The sequence below is a fragment of the Vibrio sp. STUT-A11 genome (genome assembly GCF_026000435.1).
Classification (GTDB): domain Bacteria; phylum Pseudomonadota; class Gammaproteobacteria; order Enterobacterales; family Vibrionaceae; genus Vibrio.
Map to the genome: position 1 here is coordinate 258970 of NZ_AP026763.1, position 19198 is coordinate 278167.

The window sequence follows — 19198 nt, forward strand, 5'->3', positions numbered from 1 at the left end:
TTAACGCATTATGACGATCAAAATTCTGCCAGCCAGACTCGCTAACCAAATAGCGGCAGGGGAGGTGGTTGAAAGACCCGCCTCTGTTATCAAAGAGTTGGTTGAGAACAGTCTCGATTCGGGCGCCACCCGTATTGATATCGATATTGAGAAAGGTGGTGCTAAGCTCATCCGGGTTCGTGATAACGGCAAAGGGATCGCGAAGGATGAGCTAGGCTTGGCATTAAGTCGTCATGCAACGTCTAAGATTCATACCTTAGATGACTTAGAAGCGATCATGAGCCTGGGGTTCCGTGGTGAGGCATTAGCGAGTATCAGCTCGGTCTCTCGCTTGACTTTAACCTCTCGCCCCGCGGCACAAGAAGAAGCGTGGAGTGCGTACTCTGAAGGCCGTGAAATGCAGGTCAAAATGCAACCTGCTGCACACCCTATTGGAACTACGGTAGAAGTGTTAGATCTGTTCTTCAATACACCCGCACGTCGTAAGTTTCTCCGCACCGAGAAAACGGAATTCTCTCATATTGATGAACTGTTAAAACGTATCGCACTGAGCCGTTTTGATGTGTCGATTAACGTTCGTCATAATGGGAAAATTATTCGCCAATATCGAGCGGCAAAGAACCAATTGCAAACTGAAAAGCGCATCGCTGCGGTATGTGGCAATACTTTTGTCCGCAATATGCTGCGTATCGAGTTGGAGCATCAAGGTTTAAAACTGCATGGCTGGATTACCACCCCTGATGGTGCAAGGCAGCAAAGCGATTTGCAATATTGTTATGTGAATGGACGCATGATGCGTGACAAGCTGATAAATCATGCGATTCGTCAGAGTTACGAAATGAGTTTGAAACCCGATCAATTTGCGGCATACGTGCTGTTTATCGAGCTCGATCCACATCAGGTGGATGTGAATGTCCATCCCGCTAAACATGAAGTACGTTTCCATCAGTCGCGGCTGGTACACGACTTTATCTATCAGGCACTAGCGGACGCACTAGTACAAAGTGCAGTGATCGAAAAGCCACATGTCAATGAATCTGCGTTTCATCACGCTGAGCCATCTCAATCGGGCCTGGAAAGCGAGCTTACTCCAGATCCTTCAACGAAAGAAGACAAAGTCTCGTCCCCCGTCCCTGAGCAAGTTTATCAAGCGATAGACAAAACGCCTGCTTATCCCGGCCGAAGTGACTACGAGAAGAAACCACGTGAGCGCGCCTCTTCTGAGTCTTCACTGCGAGAAGCCCGACAGTCAGATTCTTATCATCGCTCTGACTGGGTTGAATCTAAGCCAGCTTCTAAACCGACGCCGAACAAAGAGCGCCATATCGAGCCCGCTCCGACCAAGCAAGAAGTCCGTGCATATCATGAGCTATTGAAAACACCAGACTTTGAACCGCAAATGACAGCGAGTGCTGCTCCTTCTACATCGATCAATCAAACAAATTTGCCTCAAGTGACGGCATTAGGGAAAGCATTGGCAGTGGTAGATGAGCAGTTTGCTCTGATGAGCAGTGACAGTGGCGCTGCATTAGTTTCATTACCACGCGCGGAACTCTACCGAGTCAAAGGGCAGCTAACGCCAAGTGAAGGCGCGCTAAAAGCACAACCTTTACTGGTACCTTTGTCGCTAAAGCTGGATACAGCGTTAGTCAAGTTAGCTGCGGATTATCAACAAGATTTCGCCCAGATTGGTATACAACTGAAAGCGAGAAATGACAAAGCAGTGATGGTTATGGGTGTACCTGCGCCATTACGCCAACAAAACTTACAAAATTTGATACCAGATCTGTTATCTTACGCGCAAACGTGGGTAACGAGAGAAAATACGGCGACTCAGATGCTTTCAGCGCTGATCGATTGGCTTGCTTTGCAGGTAACGACAGTAAAAAGCCATTATACTCTTTCCGAAGCCATTCAAATTATTGCGGAACTTGAACAGCTAAGACACGGTCAGTTACCATTAGAAGATACTCAGTTTGTATCTGCTGTTGATTTCTCTGCTACGATAGCCAAATTAATACCATGACAGAAAAACTACCCTTGGCTCTATTTTTAATGGGGCCAACTGCATCAGGTAAAACAGAACTTGCGATTAGACTTCGTCAGAAGTTTCCAGTTGAGATCATTAGCGTCGATTCGGCTTTGATCTACAAAGGAATGGATGTCGGGACTGCTAAGCCTGATGAGCGTGAATTAGCCTTAGCCCCTCACCGACTGATTGATATTTTAGATCCGAGCGAGTCATACTCCGTAGCGGACTTCCGTCGCGACGCGCTAAAGGCAATGGATGACATTGTTGCAGAAGGCAAAATCCCGTTGCTCGTTGGTGGTACAATGCTCTATTACAAGGCATTACTTGAAGGCTTATCACCTCTTCCTGCTGCAAATCCTGAAATTCGTCAGCAAATTGAACAAGAAGCATTGACTAAAGGCTGGTCGGTGTTGCACGATGAGCTCAAAGTCGTTGATCCTGTCTCTGCCGAAAGAATCCACCCTAATGATCCTCAGCGTTTATCTAGGGCATTGGAAGTTTTTCGAATTTCAGGTAAAACTTTAACTGAGTTGACTCAAACCAAAGGCGAAAGCCTGCCGTTCCGAGTCAAGCAGTTTGCAATAGCTCCCAAGGATAGGGCAGAACTTCACCGTCGCATTGAACTGCGCTTCGAAAAAATGATGGAAGCGGGCTTTGAAGATGAAATGAAAGCGTTATATGCGCGTCAGGATCTTCACCCAGATCTTCCGTCGATACGTTGTGTCGGTTACAGACAGATGTGGGAGTATTTAGATGGGGACTGTACTCGCGAAGACGCCGTTTTTCGTGGTGTATGTGCAACTCGTCAATTGGCCAAGCGTCAAATCACCTGGTTACGCAGCTGGGATGACTTAACTTGGTTGGATAGTGAGAACATTGAACAGGCTCTCGAAACCATTTCGCAAGCAATAGCATCTGATTGAGATAGCTGTGTATAATGTGATCGTTTTTGCGTGAAAGCGCTCTCGAAGGAACAGTAGTTGGCAGTTTTTAGACTATGCTGCTAATTACTTAGAGTGCATTTTTTACTCGTTTAGCTCAGATGCAAAAGCAGTACTTTTTTGCATTGCACCACTAGCTAAATAATTACAACTACAAATTAAATAAGGAAAATAAAAATGGCTAAGGGGCAATCTCTACAAGACCCATTTCTAAACGCGTTACGCCGCGAGCGTATCCCAGTTTCTATCTACCTTGTAAACGGTATTAAACTACAAGGTCAGATCGAGTCATTCGATCAGTTCGTGATCCTTTTGAAAAATACGGTTAACCAAATGGTGTACAAGCACGCAATCTCAACAGTTGTACCGGCTCGCCCAGTGAGCCACCACAGCGGTGAACGTAGCCAAGGTGATCGTCCACAAGAGAAATCTGAAGATTAATTCTTCATCAAATAGTTATAAAGTAAGGAGTTGATTGCTTGTTTGACCGTTATGAATCCGGTGAGCGAGCCGTACTTGTTCATATCAACTTCACGCAAGAAGGTGAATGGGAAGATCTGGCTGAGTTCGAAATGCTGGTTTCTTCCGCTGGGGTAGAGACGCTACAAGTGGTAACTGGTAGTCGTCAATCCCCACACCCGAAATACTATGTCGGAGAGGGTAAGGCTCAGGAAATTGCTACAGCAGTACAATTAACTGGCGCTGAAATTGTGATTTTTAATCACGCCCTCTCTCCTGCCCAAGAACGTAACCTCGAAACACTGTGCCAATGTCGAGTTCTCGACCGCACTGGTCTCATCCTCGATATTTTTGCTCAACGAGCCAGAACACACGAAGGTAAGCTACAGGTAGAGCTGGCTCAACTTCGTCATATCTCTACTCGTTTGATTCGTGGTTGGACGCACCTTGAAAGGCAGAAAGGGGGTATCGGTTTACGTGGTCCTGGTGAAACCCAGTTGGAAACCGACCGTCGATTATTGCGTGATAGAATTAAAGCCATTCTGCGCCGCTTAGAAAAAGTGGCCAAGCAACGTGAACAAGGGCGTCGCGCCCGAAGTCGAGCTGAAATACCAACCATTTCACTCGTGGGCTACACCAACGCGGGAAAATCGACACTGTTTAACCGCATTACCGAAGCAGGCGTGTATGCCGCAGACCAGTTATTTGCTACTTTGGACCCTACATTACGTAAGATCGAGTTAGCGGACGTTGGGTCGGCCATACTTGCTGACACGGTTGGTTTTATTCGACATTTGCCTCACGATTTAGTTGCTGCCTTCAAAGCAACCTTGCAAGAAACGCAAGAAGCTGACATTTTGTTACATGTTGTTGATGCCAGTGATGAGCGTTTTCGTGAGAATATTCAAGCTGTTCATGAAGTGCTAGAAGAGATCGATGCACACGAAGTGCCTAGTCTGGTCGTCATGAACAAAATCGACAATCTAGAATCGCAGAATCCGCGTATAGAGCGTGATGAGGAAGGCGTACCTCGTTCGGTCTGGGTATCTGCAATGGAAGGGGTGGGCATAGAGCTCCTGTTTGAAGCGCTGACGGAACGTCTGGCGTCGCAAATGGTTGAGCATCGGTTGTGTATTCCTCCACAGTATCAAGGACGGTTCCGTAGTACATTCTTCCAAATGAATTGTATTCAACGTGAAGAATACGACCAGGATGGTAACTTGTTGATCGATATTCGAATGCAGCAAGTAGATTGGTCTAGACTTGAGAAAAGAGAAGGGGCAGTTTTGACTGGCTTTATAGTCACTTAAAGGACTGCTACAGTATAACGTCATATCAAATGATGGAGCTTTCTAATGGCGTGGAATGAGCCTGGAAATAACAACGGCAATGATGGCCGCGATAAAGACCCTTGGGGTAATAATAATCGTGGTGACCAGCGTCCTGGTGGCCGAGATCAAGGTCCGCCAGATTTAGATGAAGTGTTCAATAAACTGAGTCAGAAGCTGGGCGGAAAGTTTGGTAAAAAAGGCGGCGGTGGTTCTCCACTCGGCGGTGGTGGTAGTGCAATTGGTTTTGGTGTGATTGCGCTTATTGCTGTTGCTGTCTGGTTCTTCGCTGGTTTTTACACCATCGGTGAAGCAGAGCGTGGTGTTGTGCTGCGTTTAGGCAAATACGATCGTATCGTAGAGCCTGGCCTTAACTGGCGCCCTCGTTTTATTGATGAGTATGAAGCGGTTAACGTACAGGCGATTCGTTCACTGCGTGCATCAGGTCTAATGCTGACTAAAGATGAAAACGTAGTAACGGTAGCGATGGATGTTCAGTACCGTGTTACTGACCCGTACAAATACTTGTACCGCGTAACCAATGCAGACGATAGCTTACGTCAGGCAACGGATTCTGCACTACGTGCAGTTATTGGTGACTCATTGATGGATAGTATTCTAACCAGTGGTCGTCAGCAAATTCGTCAAACTACGCAAGAAACACTGAACCAAATCATTGATAGCTATGACATGGGCCTAGTGCTTGTCGACGTGAACTTCCAGTCTGCGCGTCCACCAGAGCAAGTAAAAGATGCGTTTGATGATGCTATCGCAGCTCGTGAGGATGAAGAACGTTTCATTCGTGAAGCAGAAGCATACAAGAACGAAATTTTGCCGAAAGCAACTGGTCGTGCAGAGCGTTTGAAGAAAGAAGCGCAAGGTTACAACGAACGTGTAACTAACGAAGCGCTTGGTCAGGTAGCACAGTTTGAAAAACTTCTACCAGAATACCAAGCTGCACCAGGTGTAACCCGTGACCGTCTGTACATTGACGCAATGGAAGAGGTTTATACCAGCACTTCTAAAGTGTTGATTGACTCTGAATCAAGCGGCAACCTACTTTACTTACCAATTGATAAGTTGGCGGGCAAAGAAGGCCAAACAGACACTAAACGTAAATCGATGTCATCTTCAACCTACGATCAAATTCAGCTAGAGTCTGAGCGTACACAAGAAGACACTTCGAGCTCGCAGTCTCGTTCAACAGGTTCACGTCAAGGGAGATACTAAGAATGCGTAAGTTAATGATCCCTGTATTGGTAATCGCACTGGCATTGATGCTGATGTCTCTGTTTGTGATTCCTGAAGGTGAGCGCGGTATCGTGGTTCGATTTGGTCGTGTTCTGAAAGACAACAACGACATCACTCGAATTTATGAGCCTGGTTTGCATTTCAAGATGCCTTTGTTTGACCGTGTGAAACAACTTGATGCGCGTATCCAGACAATGGATGGTCGTGCGGACCGTTTCGTAACGTCTGAGAAAAAAGACGTTATCATTGATACCTACGTTAAGTGGCGTATCGAAGATTTCGGTCGTTACTACCTAGCGACAGGTGGTGGTAACGCTCTGACTGCAGAGGCTCTACTTGAGCGTAAAGTCACCGATGTGCTTCGTTCTGAAATCGGTGCGCGCGAAATCAAGCAAATTGTTTCTGGTCCACGTAATAACGATGTGCTACCAGAAGACGCAAGCGCTGACGTTGTAGCGACTGAAGCGGCACGTAAAGCGCTTGAAATTGATGGTGAGCGTGACCTCATTATGTCGAACGTACTGAGAGACACGCGTGAAAGTGCGATGAACGACTTAGGTGTTCGCGTGGTTGATTTCCGTATGAAGAAAATCAACCTTCCTGATGAGATCAGTGAGTCTATCTACCGTCGTATGCGTGCTGAGCGTGAGTCGGTAGCGCGTAAGCACCGTTCTCAAGGTCGTGAGAAAGCCGAAGTGATTCGTGCACAAGCGGAGCTTGAAGTGGCAACGATTTTGGCTGAAGCAGACAAAACAGCTCGTGTAACACGAGGTGAAGCGGATGCAGAAGCGGCGAAGATTTATGCGGAAGCTTACAACAAGGATCCTGAGTTCTTTAGTTTCCTACGTTCACTAAGAGCGTACGAAAAATCGTTCAGCTCTAAGAACGATATCCTTGTGTTGGATCCGAAGAGCGACTTCTTCCAGTACATGAATAACGCGAAAGGCGCAAAAGCTGAGTAAAGTTATCAGTTAGTGTTAAAAAGGCTCCGTTGGGAGCCTTTTTTGTATCTGTCACTTTTTGTACCTATCAAAAGGTAATCCACCAGCCGTTAGCTCATCATGATCGCGATGACGGCTCCGGCTACCACCAGACAGCCGCCAATTCGGCGCAGCTGATTATTGGGTTGTTCACTCAGTTGAGCGACCATGCTTCGCCAGCCATTTGGTGCGACCAGCGGACCGATCCCTTCAACAATCAATACTAGCCCTATAGCCAGCCATATTGACTCAGACATAAAGCTTCCTAATTCAATTTATAAAGCTAAATATTATCAGCGATATGCTGTTTCTGAAATGCTCGAATACGCTGCAGCTCTATGTCTGTGAACAAAAAATGACTGCAAGAAGTCCGATTCGGTGCTAGAATCCATTTTTAACTAGCAATCAGACTTGGAAAGATGGGAAATAACGTAGTCGTTCTAGGCACCCAATGGGGTGACGAAGGTAAAGGTAAAATCGTAGACCTTTTAACTGAAGATGCAAAGTACGTGGTACGCTACCAAGGCGGTCACAATGCAGGCCACACTCTCGTAATTGACGGTGAAAAAACCGTTCTTCACTTAATTCCATCAGGTATCCTTCGCGATAACGTAAAATGTGTTATCGGTAACGGTGTAGTACTATCACCTGAAGCTCTACTTAAAGAAATGAAACCTCTTGAAGAGCGTGGTATTCCAGTACGCGAGCGTCTTTTCATTTCTGAAGCATGTCCTCTAATTCTTCCTTACCACATTGCAATGGACCAAGCTCGCGAAATCGCTCGTGGTAAAAAAGCTATCGGTACAACAGGTCGTGGTATTGGTCCAGCATACGAAGATAAAGTTGCTCGTCGCGGTCTACGCGTTGGCGATCTATTCGATATGGAAGCATTCGCTGAGAAGCTAAAAGAAGTGATGGAATACCATAACTTCCAACTAGTAAATTTCTACAAAGCGGAACCAGTAAGCTACGAAGCAGTACTGGAAGAAGCGAAAGGCTACGCTGAGCTGCTAACTTCAATGGTTATCGACGTAACTGATGAGCTAGATTCTGCTCGTAAACGCGGCGACAAGATTATGTTCGAAGGTGCTCAAGGTACGCTACTAGATATCGACCATGGTACATACCCATACGTAACGTCTTCTAACACGACAGCTGGTGGTGTTGCTGCTGGTTCTGGTTTTGGTCCTCGTCACATTGGGTACATCCTTGGTATCGCGAAAGCTTACTGTACGCGTGTAGGTTCTGGTCCATTCCCGACAGAACTATACGATGGTCTAGACAAGCAAGACCCAATCGGTAAGCACCTAGGTACTGTAGGTCATGAGTTTGGTGCAACGACTGGTCGTCTACGTCGTACTGGTTGGTTTGATGCGGTTGCAATGCGTCGTGCTATCCAAATCAACTCTATCTCTGGTTTCTGTCTAACGAAACTAGACGTACTAGATGGTCTAGAAGAGCTAAAAATCTGTACTGGTTACAAGATGGAAGATGGCTCAATGCTAGAAGTTTCTCCAATGGCTGCGGAAGCATTTGAACAAGCAACGCCAATCTATGAAACAATGCCTGGCTGGACTGAAAACACATTTGGTGCGAAGTCACTAGAAGATCTACCAAAAGCGGCTCTAGACTACATCAAGCGTATCGAAGAGCTAACAGGCGTGCCTGTAGACATCATCTCAACAGGTCCAGACCGTAACGAAACTATCATCAAGGTTCATCCATTCGAATCTTAATTAATGCTCGTTAGAGATTGTGAAAGCCGACCTTAAGGTCGGCTTTTTTGTGTCTGATACTTTTGTGCAATGGAACGCTTCGGTTGTGGAACAGGCGTCTCAATGTGGCAACTTGTTGCCGTCGCTCAGCGGTGAGGGGCAAAAATTGTCTAAAGCTCAGGGCAGGTTTGCCGATAACCTTATCAAGCAGAACAGATCCTTCGGCGATCTTTTGTTTCTCAGACACCTTGAAGAGTACGTTTATGAAGTTACGAACAGTGGCTGCTTCACTGTTACTGATGCTGGCGACGGCTGCATCACGGGCGAGCGCCTCTGATGTCGGAGTCGGAGCGCCTGTTCCCATTTACACCGAAGCAGAACTGATAACGCTTATTGAGCAGAATAAGCACTTACAGCGCGTACGCGCTGACAACTGCCAGTTAGTGGAAGACATCGTTGCTCGCGCGACTCGAATTAGTCTGCCTGCGTATGAATTTTTGTATGGTGATATGCTGGCGTGGGGTGTCTGTGTTGAGCAAGATGTGGAACTCGGACTCTACTATATGGAGAATGCCGCCCAGCAAGGATTACCAGCCGCGTTAGAACAAATAGGGCGCTATTACTCTCTTGGTACCCTGGTCCAGCAGGACAAAGAGCGAGCGATCCCTTATCTGCGCGAAGCGGCATCCATGGGGAATCTCAATGCACGCATTCAACTTGCGGAGTTGCTCCTGCGTGATTACGGCAGCCCTTTGGACTATGAAGACGCTTACCGCTGGTTGTATAACTCGGTAACGGCCGATAAACGCCAGCACAAACGTATTACTATTTTACGAAACGGCCTTGAGCAGCGTATGCCTGAAAATATTATCGCCCGAGCTAAGCGGCGAGATACATTCTGGTAAAATTGCCCATGATTGAATACATGCAACAAAGCCCACATATGTGGGCTTTGTTGTTTTTAACGATATGACTTTAAATGACTTTATGTGGGCCAAAGCACTCGTAATGGAACTGTTCCTGTGGAACACCAAGGTCGATAAGCTGCTTGGCGACATACTGCATGAACCCAACAGGACCGCAGAAGTAAATCTGAACATTGGTTTGCTTAAGCGCTGCTTCAATTTCCTTTAGGTTGACGAAACCAGTGAAGTGGTAATCTTCACCAAGTTTATCTTCGGCTGTCGGTTGGTTATACCAGACAAGCGCATTGACGTTATCTTGTGAGCTGACAATTTGGTTCACATGCTGCTTAAAGGCATGCTGTTGACCATTTTCCGTCGCATGTACCCAAGTCACCGGCGCCAGATGTTCAGACAAGCTCTCTAGCATAGACAGCGTCGGCGTTAAGCCAACGCCTGCGGAAAGTAGTACCACTGGTGTGTCTGATTCGACGTCCATAAAGAAGTCACCCGCCGGAGAGACCAGTTTTACTTTATCACCAACGTTTAGCTCATCGTGCAGATAGTTGGATACCTTACCGTCTTGTTCACGTTTTACTGAGATGCGGTACGTGTTCTCTTGTGCCGCAGAAGAGAGGCTGTATTGGCGGATCTCTTGGTTATCAAACTTATCGCTGTTGATGTAGATACCCACATATTGCCCAGGCTTATAAGCTGCGACGTTAAGACCATCGGTTGGTTTAAACATAAAACTGCAGATGTGTTCGCTTTCTGCTTGTTTCGTGACAAGTTCGAATTCACGCAATCCACGCCAGCCGCCTTCTAAGGCTTCATTCGCCTGATAAATTTGCTCTTCTCTTTGAATGAACACATTGGCTAGTACGCCATAAGCTTCTGCCCATGCATCCAACACTTCCTGACCCGGATTGAATAGTTCGTCAATGGTCGCTAGCAAGTGTGTACCGACAATTTGATATTGGTCTGCTGTGATCAAGAAGCTGGTGTGTTTATGCGCAATTTTTTCTACCGCACCAAGCAGAGCCGGTAAATTTTCAATATTCGCCGCGTATGCACAGATAGCATTAAATAACGCTTCACGCTGATCGCCATTGCGCTGGTTGCTCATGTTGAAAATGTCTTTTAACTCAGGGTTGTGAGTAAACATACGATCATAAAAATGTGCGGTCAGTTTTGGTCCTGTTTCGGCGATAAGAGGTGCGGTTGCTTTTACGATTTCAATGGTCTGATTGCTGAGCATGGGGCTTCCTAATTTAAGTTGTATTTATAATGCATGTTTAAAGTTGTATCTCAAATGTATCTTTCAATCAAGAAAAGATTTACACTTTTGCTATTAGAGAGGATAGCAATATGCAGTTAACCAGCTTCACCGATTACGCGCTGAGAACCTTGATCTATCTGGCTTCATTGCCAAAAGATAAGTTGACAAATATCACTGAAGTGACTGATTTATTTGGCGTATCACGTAACCATATGGTTAAGGTGATTAACCGACTTGGTCAATTGGGTTATGTACAGACTGTACGTGGAAAAAATGGTGGTATCCGTCTGATGAAGCCTGCCGCTGAGATCACAGTTGGTGGCGTTGTCCGTGATTTGGAACCGTTAGATTTGGTCAACTGCAGCGCAGATTTTTGCCACATCACTCCAGCCTGTCGACTGAAAGATAAGTTAGCAAAAGCCAAAAGTGCTTTCTTGGCGGAATTGGATGACTGCACGATTGAGGAGTTACTTAGGGACAATTCTGAGCTTTTGATCTTATTAGAGCGTCCATAAACTATCTTGTCTGTTTAGTGCCGAGCGCGATCATTCTTTTTTCAAAGCATTTCTGTAGCTTATCAAGAGACTCGGATATACTAGCTCTATACCTTCCTTGCTAGATAGGCGTGCCTATGTCAGACAATATTCCAAACGATCCATTCGCAGATCGTGAATCCCAGAATTACGAAAATCCAATTCCAAGCCGAGAGTTCATTATTGAATTCTTAACTCAAGCAGGCGTTCCAATGAATCGCAACGACCTGTTTGAAGCGTTAAAGCTAGAAGGCGAAGAGCAATACGAAGGGTTGCGTCGTCGTTTACGTGCGATGGAACGAGATGGTCAGCTAGTGTTCACTCGTCGTCAGTGCTACGCATTACCTGAAAAGCTGGAAATGGTGAAAGGTTACGTGATCGGCCATAAAGACGGTCACGGCTGGGTGCGTCCAGAAGGCAGCGTCGGCAAGGATAACGATATTGTACTGCCACACCATCAGATGAAGAACATTATTCATGGCGATTATGTGCTGGTTCAGCCAACTGACAACAGTAAACGTGGTCGTCGTGAAGGTCGCTTAGTGCGTGTGCTTGAAGAACGCAATGATCAAATCGTCGGCCGCTTTTTCCTTGAGTACGGTTACTCGTATGTTGTGCCTGATGACTCACGCATCAGTCAGGATATTCTGATCCCGAATGAACACAAAGCGGGTGCCCGTATGGGTAACGTTGTGGTGATTGAAATCACCGATCGCGGTTCACGTTCACGCGGCATGATGGGTAAAGTCGTTGAAGTACTTGGCGAAAACATGGCGCCGGGTATGGAAACTCAAATTGCGATTCGCACCCATCAAATTCCTCATGAGTGGCCGGAAGGTGTCGATCAGCAAATTGCTAACCTAACGGAAGAAGTGCCGGAAGAAGCGAAAGAAGGTCGTGTCGATCTGCGAGATCTGCCACTCGTCACGATTGATGGCGAAGATGCGCGTGACTTCGATGATGCGGTTTTCTGTGAGAAGAAGAAAAGCGGTGGTTGGCGTCTTTGGGTTGCCATTGCTGACGTAAGTTACTACGTGCGTCCGGATTCGGCTTTGGACAAAGAAGCGATCAATCGTGGTAACTCCGTCTACTTCCCATCTCAGGTTGTCCCAATGTTGCCGGAAGTCCTTTCTAATGGTCTATGCTCGCTGAACCCACAAGTGGATCGCTTGTGTATGGTGTGTGAGATGACTATTTCAGAAACGGGTAAGCTGTCGGGTTACAAGCACTATGAAGCGGTGATGAACTCACATGCTCGTCTGACTTACACCAAAGTGCATCACATTCTGGAAGGTGATGAAGAACTACGTGAGCGCTACAAAGCGCTGGTTCCTCATTTGGAAGAACTGCATAGCATGTACAAGGTTCTGAAAGGAGCGCGTGAGCAGCGTGGTGCGATTGAGTTCGAAACCGTCGAAACCAAATTTATCTTCAATGCTGAGCGTAAGATTGAGAGCATTGAACCCGTGGAACGGAACGATGCACACAAACTGATCGAAGAGTGCATGATCATGGCGAACATTGCGTCGGCATCGCTGGTGGAAAAAGCCAAAGAGCCTGCGCTATACCGTATCCATGAAACGCCAGGGGAAGAACGCCTGATGGGCTTCCGTGATTTCCTAAGCGAGCTGGGGCTAGAGCTCGGTGGTGGTCTTGAACCGTCACCAACCGATTATGCGCATCTGATGAGCCAGGTGGGCGACCGTCCGGATCAGGAACTGATTCAGACCATGTTGCTACGCTCGATGAAACAAGCGGTGTATAACGCTGACAATGCCGGTCACTTTGGTCTGGCGCTACAGCGATATGCTCACTTCACCTCGCCAATTCGTCGTTACCCAGATTTGCTGTTGCACCGAGCTATCAAATATCTGATTGCTAAACACGAAGGCCGAAATCAAGATCGCTGGACACCAACCGGTGGTTACCATTACTCGTTTGATGATATGGACTTCTATGGTGAACAATGCTCTATGACTGAGCGTCGGGCGGATGATGCCACTCGTGACGTCGCCGACTGGTTGAAATGTGAGTACATGCAAGACCATGTTGGGGCTGAGTTAGAGGGTGTGATCGCAAACGTGACCAGTTTTGGTTTCTTTGTTCGTTTAACCGATCTGCACATTGACGGTTTGGTGCATATTTCGACCTTGGCAAATGACTATTACCAGTTTGACCCGATTGGTCAAAGACTTATCGGAGAAAGCTTCGGTAATATTTATCGCTTAGGTGATGCGGTAAAAGTCAAAGTGTTAGCCGTAAACTTAAATGACAAACAAATTGACTTTGAATTAGTCGAAACAAGTCGTAAGCTACGCGGCGAAGGTAAGACCGCTAAGAAGCGCGCGGCAGAAGCAAAACGTAAAGCGAAAGAGAAAAAACGCGCAGCGACACGTTCTTCATCTAAAGACGGTGGTGCAGTGCGCGCTGTTCCTGCAATTGAACCGACTAAACGTCCGGAAGAAAGTGCAGCAGGAGGCCAGCGCAATGGTCCTAAGCGCGGTACTAGGAATGGTGAAACGGAAGGCAAAAAGAAGCCTAAAGTAAGAAAAGCTAGTAAGAAAAAGCCACACAGTAAGCCAAAGAAAACCAAACGCTCGAAACAAGACGAGTCGTAGGCTGAATAGCCAGTCTGGTGGTTACTGGACTGGCTGAGGCACTGATACCAACTTATGAGATTGATTCCGATTGGTGTCATCAGAACAACAGGTTAAATAATGAGTAACGATTTTATTTACGGTATTCATGCCGTGAAAGCGGTATTGGAACGTGAACCAGAGCGATTTATCGAAGCGTACGTATTAAAAGGACGCCAGGATGATCGTCTAATGCCAATCCTGAATGATTTGCAGGTATGTGGTGTTTCTATACAGCAAATGACACGCAAAACCTTAGATGACAAAGCGCATGGCGCAAATCACCAAGGTATCATCGCTCGCGTAAAGCCTGCGAAGCAGCTAAATGAAAACGACATTGATGCGATTTTAGCACAACATGAATCACCGCTTTTATTGGTGCTTGATGGAGTGACAGATCCACATAACCTTGGCGCGTGCCTGCGTAATGCCGATGCAGCTGGTGCTGCCGCGATCATCGTACCAAAAGATCGTTCTGCTCAGATAAATGCGACAGTAAGCAAGGTTGCATGCGGTGCTGCTGAAGTCGTGCCATTGGTTCGCGTGACCAACCTGGCGCGCACAATGCGTACACTGCAAGAGCAAGGTATCTGGTTTGTGGGAACGGCAGGTGAAGCGACACACGATATTTACCAGGCGAAACTGACGGGTCCTTTGGCTATTGTCATGGGCGCAGAGGGTGACGGAATGCGCCGCTTGACGCGTGAAACCTGTGATGATTTGATTAAAATCCCAATGGCAGGTAGTGTATCAAGCCTGAATGTATCGGTAGCGTCAGGTATCTGTTTGTTTGAAGCGGTTCGTCAACGATTAGCGGCAAAATAAACGTAGAACAATAAACATGACCAATACACAGGATGGGCAACCATCCTTTGTTATTTTTAGCTCATGCGTAGGGAAGTTATGACTCAACAATCTATAAAATTCATCACCTTTGATCTGGATGGCACTTTGCTTGATAGCGTACCAGACCTTGCCATTGCTGCGGACCAAACCGTTCAAGCTCTCGGTTTTCCATCAGTGTCAGTAGAACAAGTGCGTGACTATGTGGGGAATGGCGCTGATGTGCTGATTGGTCGTTCACTCAGTCAAAGCCTGACCGTCAATCCTGACCTGAGTGATGAGCTGCGTGCAGAAGCGCGAGAACTGTTTGATGAGTTTTACGAGCAGAGTGGTCATAAACTGAGTCACCTTTACCCGACGGTAAAAGAGACACTGGCAGAGTTGCACCAGGCGGGTTTTACCCTTGCCGTCGTCACGAACAAACCTTCTAAGTTTGTACCGCATATCCTGGAACAACACGGCATTGCCCACTACTTTGTCGATGTGTTGGGCGGTGATGCTTTTCCTGAGAAAAAACCAAACCCAGTGGCACTGAACTGGTTAATGGAAAAACATCAGCTACAACCAGGCGAAATGTTAATGGTAGGGGATTCGAAAAACGACATCCTTGCCGCGAAAAACGCAGGCTGCACCTCATTTGGTTTAACTTACGGTTACAACCATGGTGAGCCAATTTCTGCATCAAATCCGGACTTTGTCGCAGACAAGATGTCGGAATTATTGGAAGTTGTCGCCGTTTCTGCATAAGCGCGACAAAAAATCTTCCAAAATACTTGTTAATGAGTACACTGAGCTAACCGTGCATCAAAAAGTGCGCGGTTTTTCATTTAATTAGATTAAGAAGTCAAAGGAATCATTCTAATGAGCAAACCCATTGTATTGAGTGGTGTTCAACCTTCAGGTGAACTAAGTATCGGTAACTACTTGGGTGCTCTACGTCAATGGCACCAGATGCAAGACGATTATGATTGCCAATATTGTGTAGTAGACCTTCATGCGATTACGGTTCGTCAGGACCCTAAAGCGCTACATGAAGCAACTCTGGATGCACTGGCAATCTGTTTGGCAGTGGGTGTTGACCCTAAGAAGAGCACGCTATTCGTTCAGTCACACGTCCCAGAGCATGCTCAACTTGGTTGGCTTCTTAACTGTTACACTCAGATGGGTGAGCTGAGCCGTATGACTCAGTTTAAAGACAAATCAGCTCGCTACGCGAACGACGTAAACGTGGGCCTATTTGATTACCCAGTGCTGATGGCCGCAGATATTCTGCTTTATGGTGCACATCAGGTACCAGTAGGCAGCGACCAGAAGCAGCACCTTGAGCTAGCACGTGATATCGCAACGCGTTTCAATAACATCTATTCGCCAGAGAGCCCTATCTTTACGGTTCCTGAGCCATACATCCCGACGGTGAATGCACGCGTAATGAGCCTTCAGGACGCGACGAAGAAGATGTCTAAATCAGATGACAACCGTAAGAACGTTATCACGCTGCTGGAAGAGCCTAAGTCGATCATTAAGAAGATCAACAAAGCGCAAACAGACACAGAAACACCACCAAGCATTCGTCATGATATTGAGAGCAAAGCGGGTATCGCAAACCTAATGGGCTTGTACTCAGCGGCGACAGGTATGAGCTTTGAAGAAATCGAAGCGAAGTACAAAGGCGTAGAAATGTATGGTCCGTTCAAGAAAGACGTCGGTGAAGCGGTTGTCGCTATGCTTGAGCCAATTCAGGCTGAATACCACCGTATTCGTGCCGATCGTGCTTATATGGATGAAGTGATGCAGCAAGGTGCAGAAAAAGCATCGGCTCGTGCAGCTGAGACGCTGAAGAAAGCTTACGCAGCGGTAGGTTTTGTAGCTCGTCCATAGTCATAGCATTAAGTACTCATTCTTCTAAAAAGCTCCGTAATGCGGAGCTTTTTTTGATCTGTTGACCGTAGATAGACTTTGTGTGTAAGTATATACGGGCTTTTTATTCAGTAAAAACTTGCCTTTCTGGTTTGGTGTTGCAAAATACCGCCCTCCATATATCACAAAAGTGTGGTTGAGACGGTAATGCCAAACGGATTGGGAGCAAGCGACACCTTATGTTGTTGATCATCGATAACTACGACTCTTTCACTTATAACCTTTATCAGTATTTTTGCGAACTTGGCGCAGAGGTAAAGGTTGTGCGCAATGATGAAATCGACCTTCAGGGAATCGAAGCGCTTAATCCGACTCACTTGGTGATCTCTCCTGGCCCTTGTACGCCAAACGAAGCGGGTATTTCGTTGCAGGCGATTACACACTTTGCGGGTAAGCTGCCAATTCTCGGTGTCTGTTTGGGACATCAAGCCATTGCTCAGGCCTTTGGTGGAAACGTGGTACGTGCGCGACAGGTGATGCATGGCAAAACCTCTCCAGTACGTCACAATGGCCTCAGTGTGTTTAAAAACCTCAATAATCCTCTTACTGTGACGCGCTACCACTCTCTGGTGGTTGAGAATGGGACATTGCCTGATGTGTTTGAACTGACTGCCTGGACAGAACTGGCGGACGGCAGTATGGATGAAATCATGGGCTACCAACACAAGACACTGCCCATTGATGCGGTGCAATTTCATCCTGAATCTATCAAAACAGAACAGGGTCATGAACTGTTAGCTAACTTTCTGGCGCGTGAAATGATCTGATCTTGATCACTTTTCTTAACAAATAATTCATTTTTCAGGCGGTGTGAGAGTATTGCAAAACTATGCGTTTCGCTTTGCTCCCTCAATTTATTCATTCTATTTTTTATCTTCTAGCGCCTGTATTACCTGCCTTTTATAAAAAAAATCTTCGCTATTTTTGTTTCTTCATGCATAAATAATCACGAGTGGTGATTATTGGCAGTTGTGTGTCTGCATAAAAAGCATAAATCACTATTGAAATGGTTAATTGAATGTAAATACAATGCCGCAATAGCTTAAATGCAAAACATTATTTGCTGGTAAAGGGAACCGATTAAGTTCGCTTATCTGCTAAGCATGCGGTATCAAGAAGGAATGTGCGATGACAACGGAAATAAAAGTAGAGCGCGGTTTATTCGATGAGGTGATGGTACCTTGTTATAACCCAATGGAAATGATCCCAGTAAAAGGTAAAGGTTCACGTATCTGGGACCAGGAAGGTAATGAATACATCGACTTTGCTGGTGGTATTGCGGTGAGCTGTCTGGGTCATTGCCACCCTGCGATGGTGGAAGCGTTGACTGAACAAGGCAATAAGCTTTGGCACCTAAGTAACGTAATGACTAACGAGCCTGCTCTTCGTCTGGCGAAGACACTGACAGAATTGAGCTTTGCGGAGCGCGTTTTCTTTGCTAACTCTGGTGCAGAAGCGAACGAAGCGGCATTAAAACTGGCTCGTCGTTATGCTGCCGATGTACATGGTCCAGAGAAATCAGAAATCATCGCATTCCAACAAGGTTTCCACGGCCGTACGTTCTTTACGGTAACGGTAGGTGGCCAAGAAGCCTACTCTGATGGTTTTGGTCCTAAACCAGGTGACGTGACACACCTACCATACAACGACATCGAAGCACTGCAAGAACACATCTCAGACCGTACGTGTGCTGTGATGATGGAGCCACTACAAGGTGAAGGCGGTATCGTGCCACCAACACCAGAATTCGCTCAAGCAGTACGTGAGCTATGTGACAAGCACAACGCACTGCTGATTTTCGATGAAGTTCAAACGGGCAACGGTCGTACTGGTCACTTCTACGCATACCAAGGTCTTGGTATCACACCAGATATTCTAAGCACAGCGAAATCACTAGGTGGCGGTTTCCCTATCGGTGCAATGCTAACAACGGCAAAACTGGCTGAGCACCTTAAAGTTGGTACTCACGGTTCAACTTACGGTGGTAACCCACTGGCATGTGCAGTAGCCGAAGCGGTGGTAAACGAGGTCACTAAGCCTGAAACATTGGCTGGCGTTCTTGAGCGTGAAGCAATGTTCCGTGAAGGCTTGGAAGCGATCAACGCAAAATACAACATCTTCTCTGAGGTGCGTGGTAAAGGCCTATTACTAGGTGCAGCACTGAACGAAGAGTGGAAAGGTCGCGCACGTGATGTATTGGTCGCTGCGGGTAAAGAAGGCCTGATGGTACTGATTGCAGGTGCTAACGTTGTTCGTTTCACACCATCACTGGTTATCACACAAGAAGAAATTGAACAAGGTTTGGCGAAACTGGATAAAGCGATCGCGACTTTAGTGTAAGCGATACAACAGAATAAACGTCAACGTATTTACCCCCGTTAA

Annotated in this window: 17 protein-coding genes; 15 read left to right on the forward strand and 2 right to left on the reverse strand. The window is 46.5% G+C overall.

What is annotated here, in order from left to right:
- Nucleotides 1–10 precede the first annotated feature (10 nt).
- The 6 genes from mutL to hflC all read left to right on the forward strand — a co-directional run bounded on the left by mutL (nt 11) and on the right by hflC (nt 6973).
- Complete coding sequence (gene mutL, locus OO774_RS01245) at nt 11–2026, forward strand: DNA mismatch repair endonuclease MutL (RefSeq protein WP_264904039.1); 2016 nt, start codon at nt 11–13, stop codon at nt 2024–2026.
- Nucleotides 2023–2955 (forward strand): tRNA (adenosine(37)-N6)-dimethylallyltransferase MiaA, encoded by a 933-nt coding sequence (gene miaA, locus OO774_RS01250; protein ID WP_264904042.1) that lies wholly within the window; start codon nt 2023–2025, stop codon nt 2953–2955. Before mutL ends, miaA begins: the two co-directional genes overlap by 4 nt.
- Nucleotides 2956–3150: 195 nt before the next feature.
- Nucleotides 3151–3414, forward strand: a complete 264-nt coding sequence (gene hfq / locus OO774_RS01255; RefSeq protein WP_182011619.1) for an RNA chaperone Hfq — start codon at nt 3151–3153, stop codon at nt 3412–3414.
- A 38-nt stretch (nt 3415–3452) separates the two neighbouring features.
- Nucleotides 3453–4742, forward strand: coding sequence for a ribosome rescue GTPase HflX (hflX, locus tag OO774_RS01260; protein ID WP_264904045.1), 1290 nt, complete (start codon nt 3453–3455; stop codon nt 4740–4742).
- Nucleotides 4743–4787: 45 nt separating this feature from the next.
- The gene (gene hflK / locus OO774_RS01265) at nt 4788–5990 is read left to right on the forward strand and encodes an FtsH protease activity modulator HflK (RefSeq protein ID WP_264904047.1); all 1203 of its coding nucleotides are present in this window, start codon (nt 4788–4790) and stop codon (nt 5988–5990) included.
- A 2-nt stretch (nt 5991–5992) separates the two neighbouring features.
- The gene (gene hflC / locus OO774_RS01270; RefSeq protein ID WP_264904050.1) at nt 5993–6973 is read left to right on the forward strand and encodes a protease modulator HflC; all 981 of its coding nucleotides are present in this window, start codon (nt 5993–5995) and stop codon (nt 6971–6973) included.
- Between the two features lie 89 nt (nt 6974–7062).
- Here the strand turns inward: hflC and OO774_RS01275 are convergent, their stop codons facing one another.
- On the reverse strand, nt 7063–7248 hold the full coding sequence (locus tag OO774_RS01275; protein WP_264904052.1) for a DUF2065 domain-containing protein: 186 nt from the start codon (nt 7246–7248) through the stop codon (nt 7063–7065).
- Between the two features lie 162 nt (nt 7249–7410).
- On the opposite strand from OO774_RS01275, the gene OO774_RS01280 reads away from it, so the two are divergent.
- Nucleotides 7411–8727, forward strand: a complete 1317-nt coding sequence (locus OO774_RS01280) for an adenylosuccinate synthase (RefSeq protein ID WP_264904054.1) — start codon at nt 7411–7413, stop codon at nt 8725–8727.
- A gap of 242 nt (nt 8728–8969) precedes the next feature.
- Nucleotides 8970–9611 carry a tetratricopeptide repeat protein gene (locus OO774_RS01285; protein WP_264904056.1) on the forward strand — a complete coding sequence of 214 codons (642 nt, stop codon included), beginning with the start codon at nt 8970–8972 and terminating at the stop codon, nt 9609–9611.
- A 70-nt stretch (nt 9612–9681) separates the two neighbouring features.
- Here OO774_RS01285 and hmpA read toward each other — a convergent pair whose 3' ends face one another.
- Nucleotides 9682–10866, reverse strand: a complete 1185-nt coding sequence (gene hmpA, locus OO774_RS01290; protein ID WP_264904057.1) for an NO-inducible flavohemoprotein — start codon at nt 10864–10866, stop codon at nt 9682–9684.
- Between the two features lie 110 nt (nt 10867–10976).
- Here hmpA and nsrR point away from each other — a divergent pair, with 110 nt between their 5' ends.
- The 7 genes from nsrR to OO774_RS01325 all read left to right on the forward strand — a co-directional run bounded on the left by nsrR (nt 10977) and on the right by OO774_RS01325 (nt 19156).
- Nucleotides 10977–11402 carry a nitric oxide-sensing transcriptional repressor NsrR gene (gene nsrR, locus OO774_RS01295; RefSeq protein WP_264904059.1) on the forward strand — a complete coding sequence of 142 codons (426 nt, stop codon included), beginning with the start codon at nt 10977–10979 and terminating at the stop codon, nt 11400–11402.
- 116 nt (nt 11403–11518) lie between these two features.
- The gene (gene rnr, locus OO774_RS01300) at nt 11519–14038 is read left to right on the forward strand and encodes a ribonuclease R (protein WP_264904061.1); all 2520 of its coding nucleotides are present in this window, start codon (nt 11519–11521) and stop codon (nt 14036–14038) included.
- Between the two features lie 99 nt (nt 14039–14137).
- A complete protein-coding gene (gene rlmB / locus OO774_RS01305; protein ID WP_264904063.1) occupies nt 14138–14881 on the forward strand; it encodes a 23S rRNA (guanosine(2251)-2'-O)-methyltransferase RlmB in 744 nt (247 codons plus the stop codon).
- A gap of 78 nt (nt 14882–14959) precedes the next feature.
- Nucleotides 14960–15646: a phosphoglycolate phosphatase gene (locus OO774_RS01310; RefSeq protein WP_264904064.1), complete on the forward strand. Its 687-nt coding sequence runs from the start codon at nt 14960–14962 to the stop codon at nt 15644–15646.
- Between the two features lie 114 nt (nt 15647–15760).
- Nucleotides 15761–16777 carry a tryptophan--tRNA ligase gene (gene trpS / locus OO774_RS01315; RefSeq protein ID WP_264904066.1) on the forward strand — a complete coding sequence of 339 codons (1017 nt, stop codon included), beginning with the start codon at nt 15761–15763 and terminating at the stop codon, nt 16775–16777.
- Nucleotides 16778–16995: 218 nt separating this feature from the next.
- Nucleotides 16996–17583, forward strand: a complete 588-nt coding sequence (locus OO774_RS01320) for an aminodeoxychorismate/anthranilate synthase component II (RefSeq protein ID WP_264904068.1) — start codon at nt 16996–16998, stop codon at nt 17581–17583.
- Nucleotides 17584–17944: 361 nt separating this feature from the next.
- On the forward strand, nt 17945–19156 hold the full coding sequence (locus OO774_RS01325) for an aspartate aminotransferase family protein (protein ID WP_264904070.1): 1212 nt from the start codon (nt 17945–17947) through the stop codon (nt 19154–19156).
- Nucleotides 19157–19198 lie beyond the last annotated feature (42 nt).

Excerpts from the sequence above, each read along its gene's own strand:
- OO774_RS01325 (WP_264904070.1), top strand. The coding sequence starts at position 17,945 with ATGACAACGGAAATAAAAGTAGAGCGCGGTTTATTCGATGAGGTGATG.
- hflK (WP_264904047.1), top strand. The coding sequence starts at position 4,788 with ATGGCGTGGAATGAGCCTGGAAATAACAACGGCAATGATGGCCGCGAT.
- mutL (WP_264904039.1), top strand. The coding sequence starts at position 11 with ATGACGATCAAAATTCTGCCAGCCAGACTCGCTAACCAAATAGCGGCA.
- rnr (WP_264904061.1), top strand. The coding sequence starts at position 11,519 with ATGTCAGACAATATTCCAAACGATCCATTCGCAGATCGTGAATCCCAG.
- trpS (WP_264904066.1), top strand. The coding sequence starts at position 15,761 with ATGAGCAAACCCATTGTATTGAGTGGTGTTCAACCTTCAGGTGAACTA.
- OO774_RS01280 (WP_264904054.1), top strand. The coding sequence starts at position 7,411 with ATGGGAAATAACGTAGTCGTTCTAGGCACCCAATGGGGTGACGAAGGT.
- OO774_RS01285 (WP_264904056.1), top strand. The coding sequence starts at position 8,970 with ATGAAGTTACGAACAGTGGCTGCTTCACTGTTACTGATGCTGGCGACG.
- OO774_RS01310 (WP_264904064.1), top strand. The coding sequence starts at position 14,960 with ATGACTCAACAATCTATAAAATTCATCACCTTTGATCTGGATGGCACT.
- hfq (WP_182011619.1), top strand. The coding sequence starts at position 3,151 with ATGGCTAAGGGGCAATCTCTACAAGACCCATTTCTAAACGCGTTACGC.
- hmpA (WP_264904057.1), bottom strand. The coding sequence starts at position 10,866 with ATGCTCAGCAATCAGACCATTGAAATCGTAAAAGCAACCGCACCTCTT.
- OO774_RS01320 (WP_264904068.1), top strand. The coding sequence starts at position 16,996 with ATGTTGTTGATCATCGATAACTACGACTCTTTCACTTATAACCTTTAT.
- nsrR (WP_264904059.1), top strand. The coding sequence starts at position 10,977 with ATGCAGTTAACCAGCTTCACCGATTACGCGCTGAGAACCTTGATCTAT.
- hflC (WP_264904050.1), top strand. The coding sequence starts at position 5,993 with ATGCGTAAGTTAATGATCCCTGTATTGGTAATCGCACTGGCATTGATG.
- miaA (WP_264904042.1), top strand. The coding sequence starts at position 2,023 with ATGACAGAAAAACTACCCTTGGCTCTATTTTTAATGGGGCCAACTGCA.
- OO774_RS01275 (WP_264904052.1), bottom strand. The coding sequence starts at position 7,248 with ATGTCTGAGTCAATATGGCTGGCTATAGGGCTAGTATTGATTGTTGAA.
- rlmB (WP_264904063.1), top strand. The coding sequence starts at position 14,138 with ATGAGTAACGATTTTATTTACGGTATTCATGCCGTGAAAGCGGTATTG.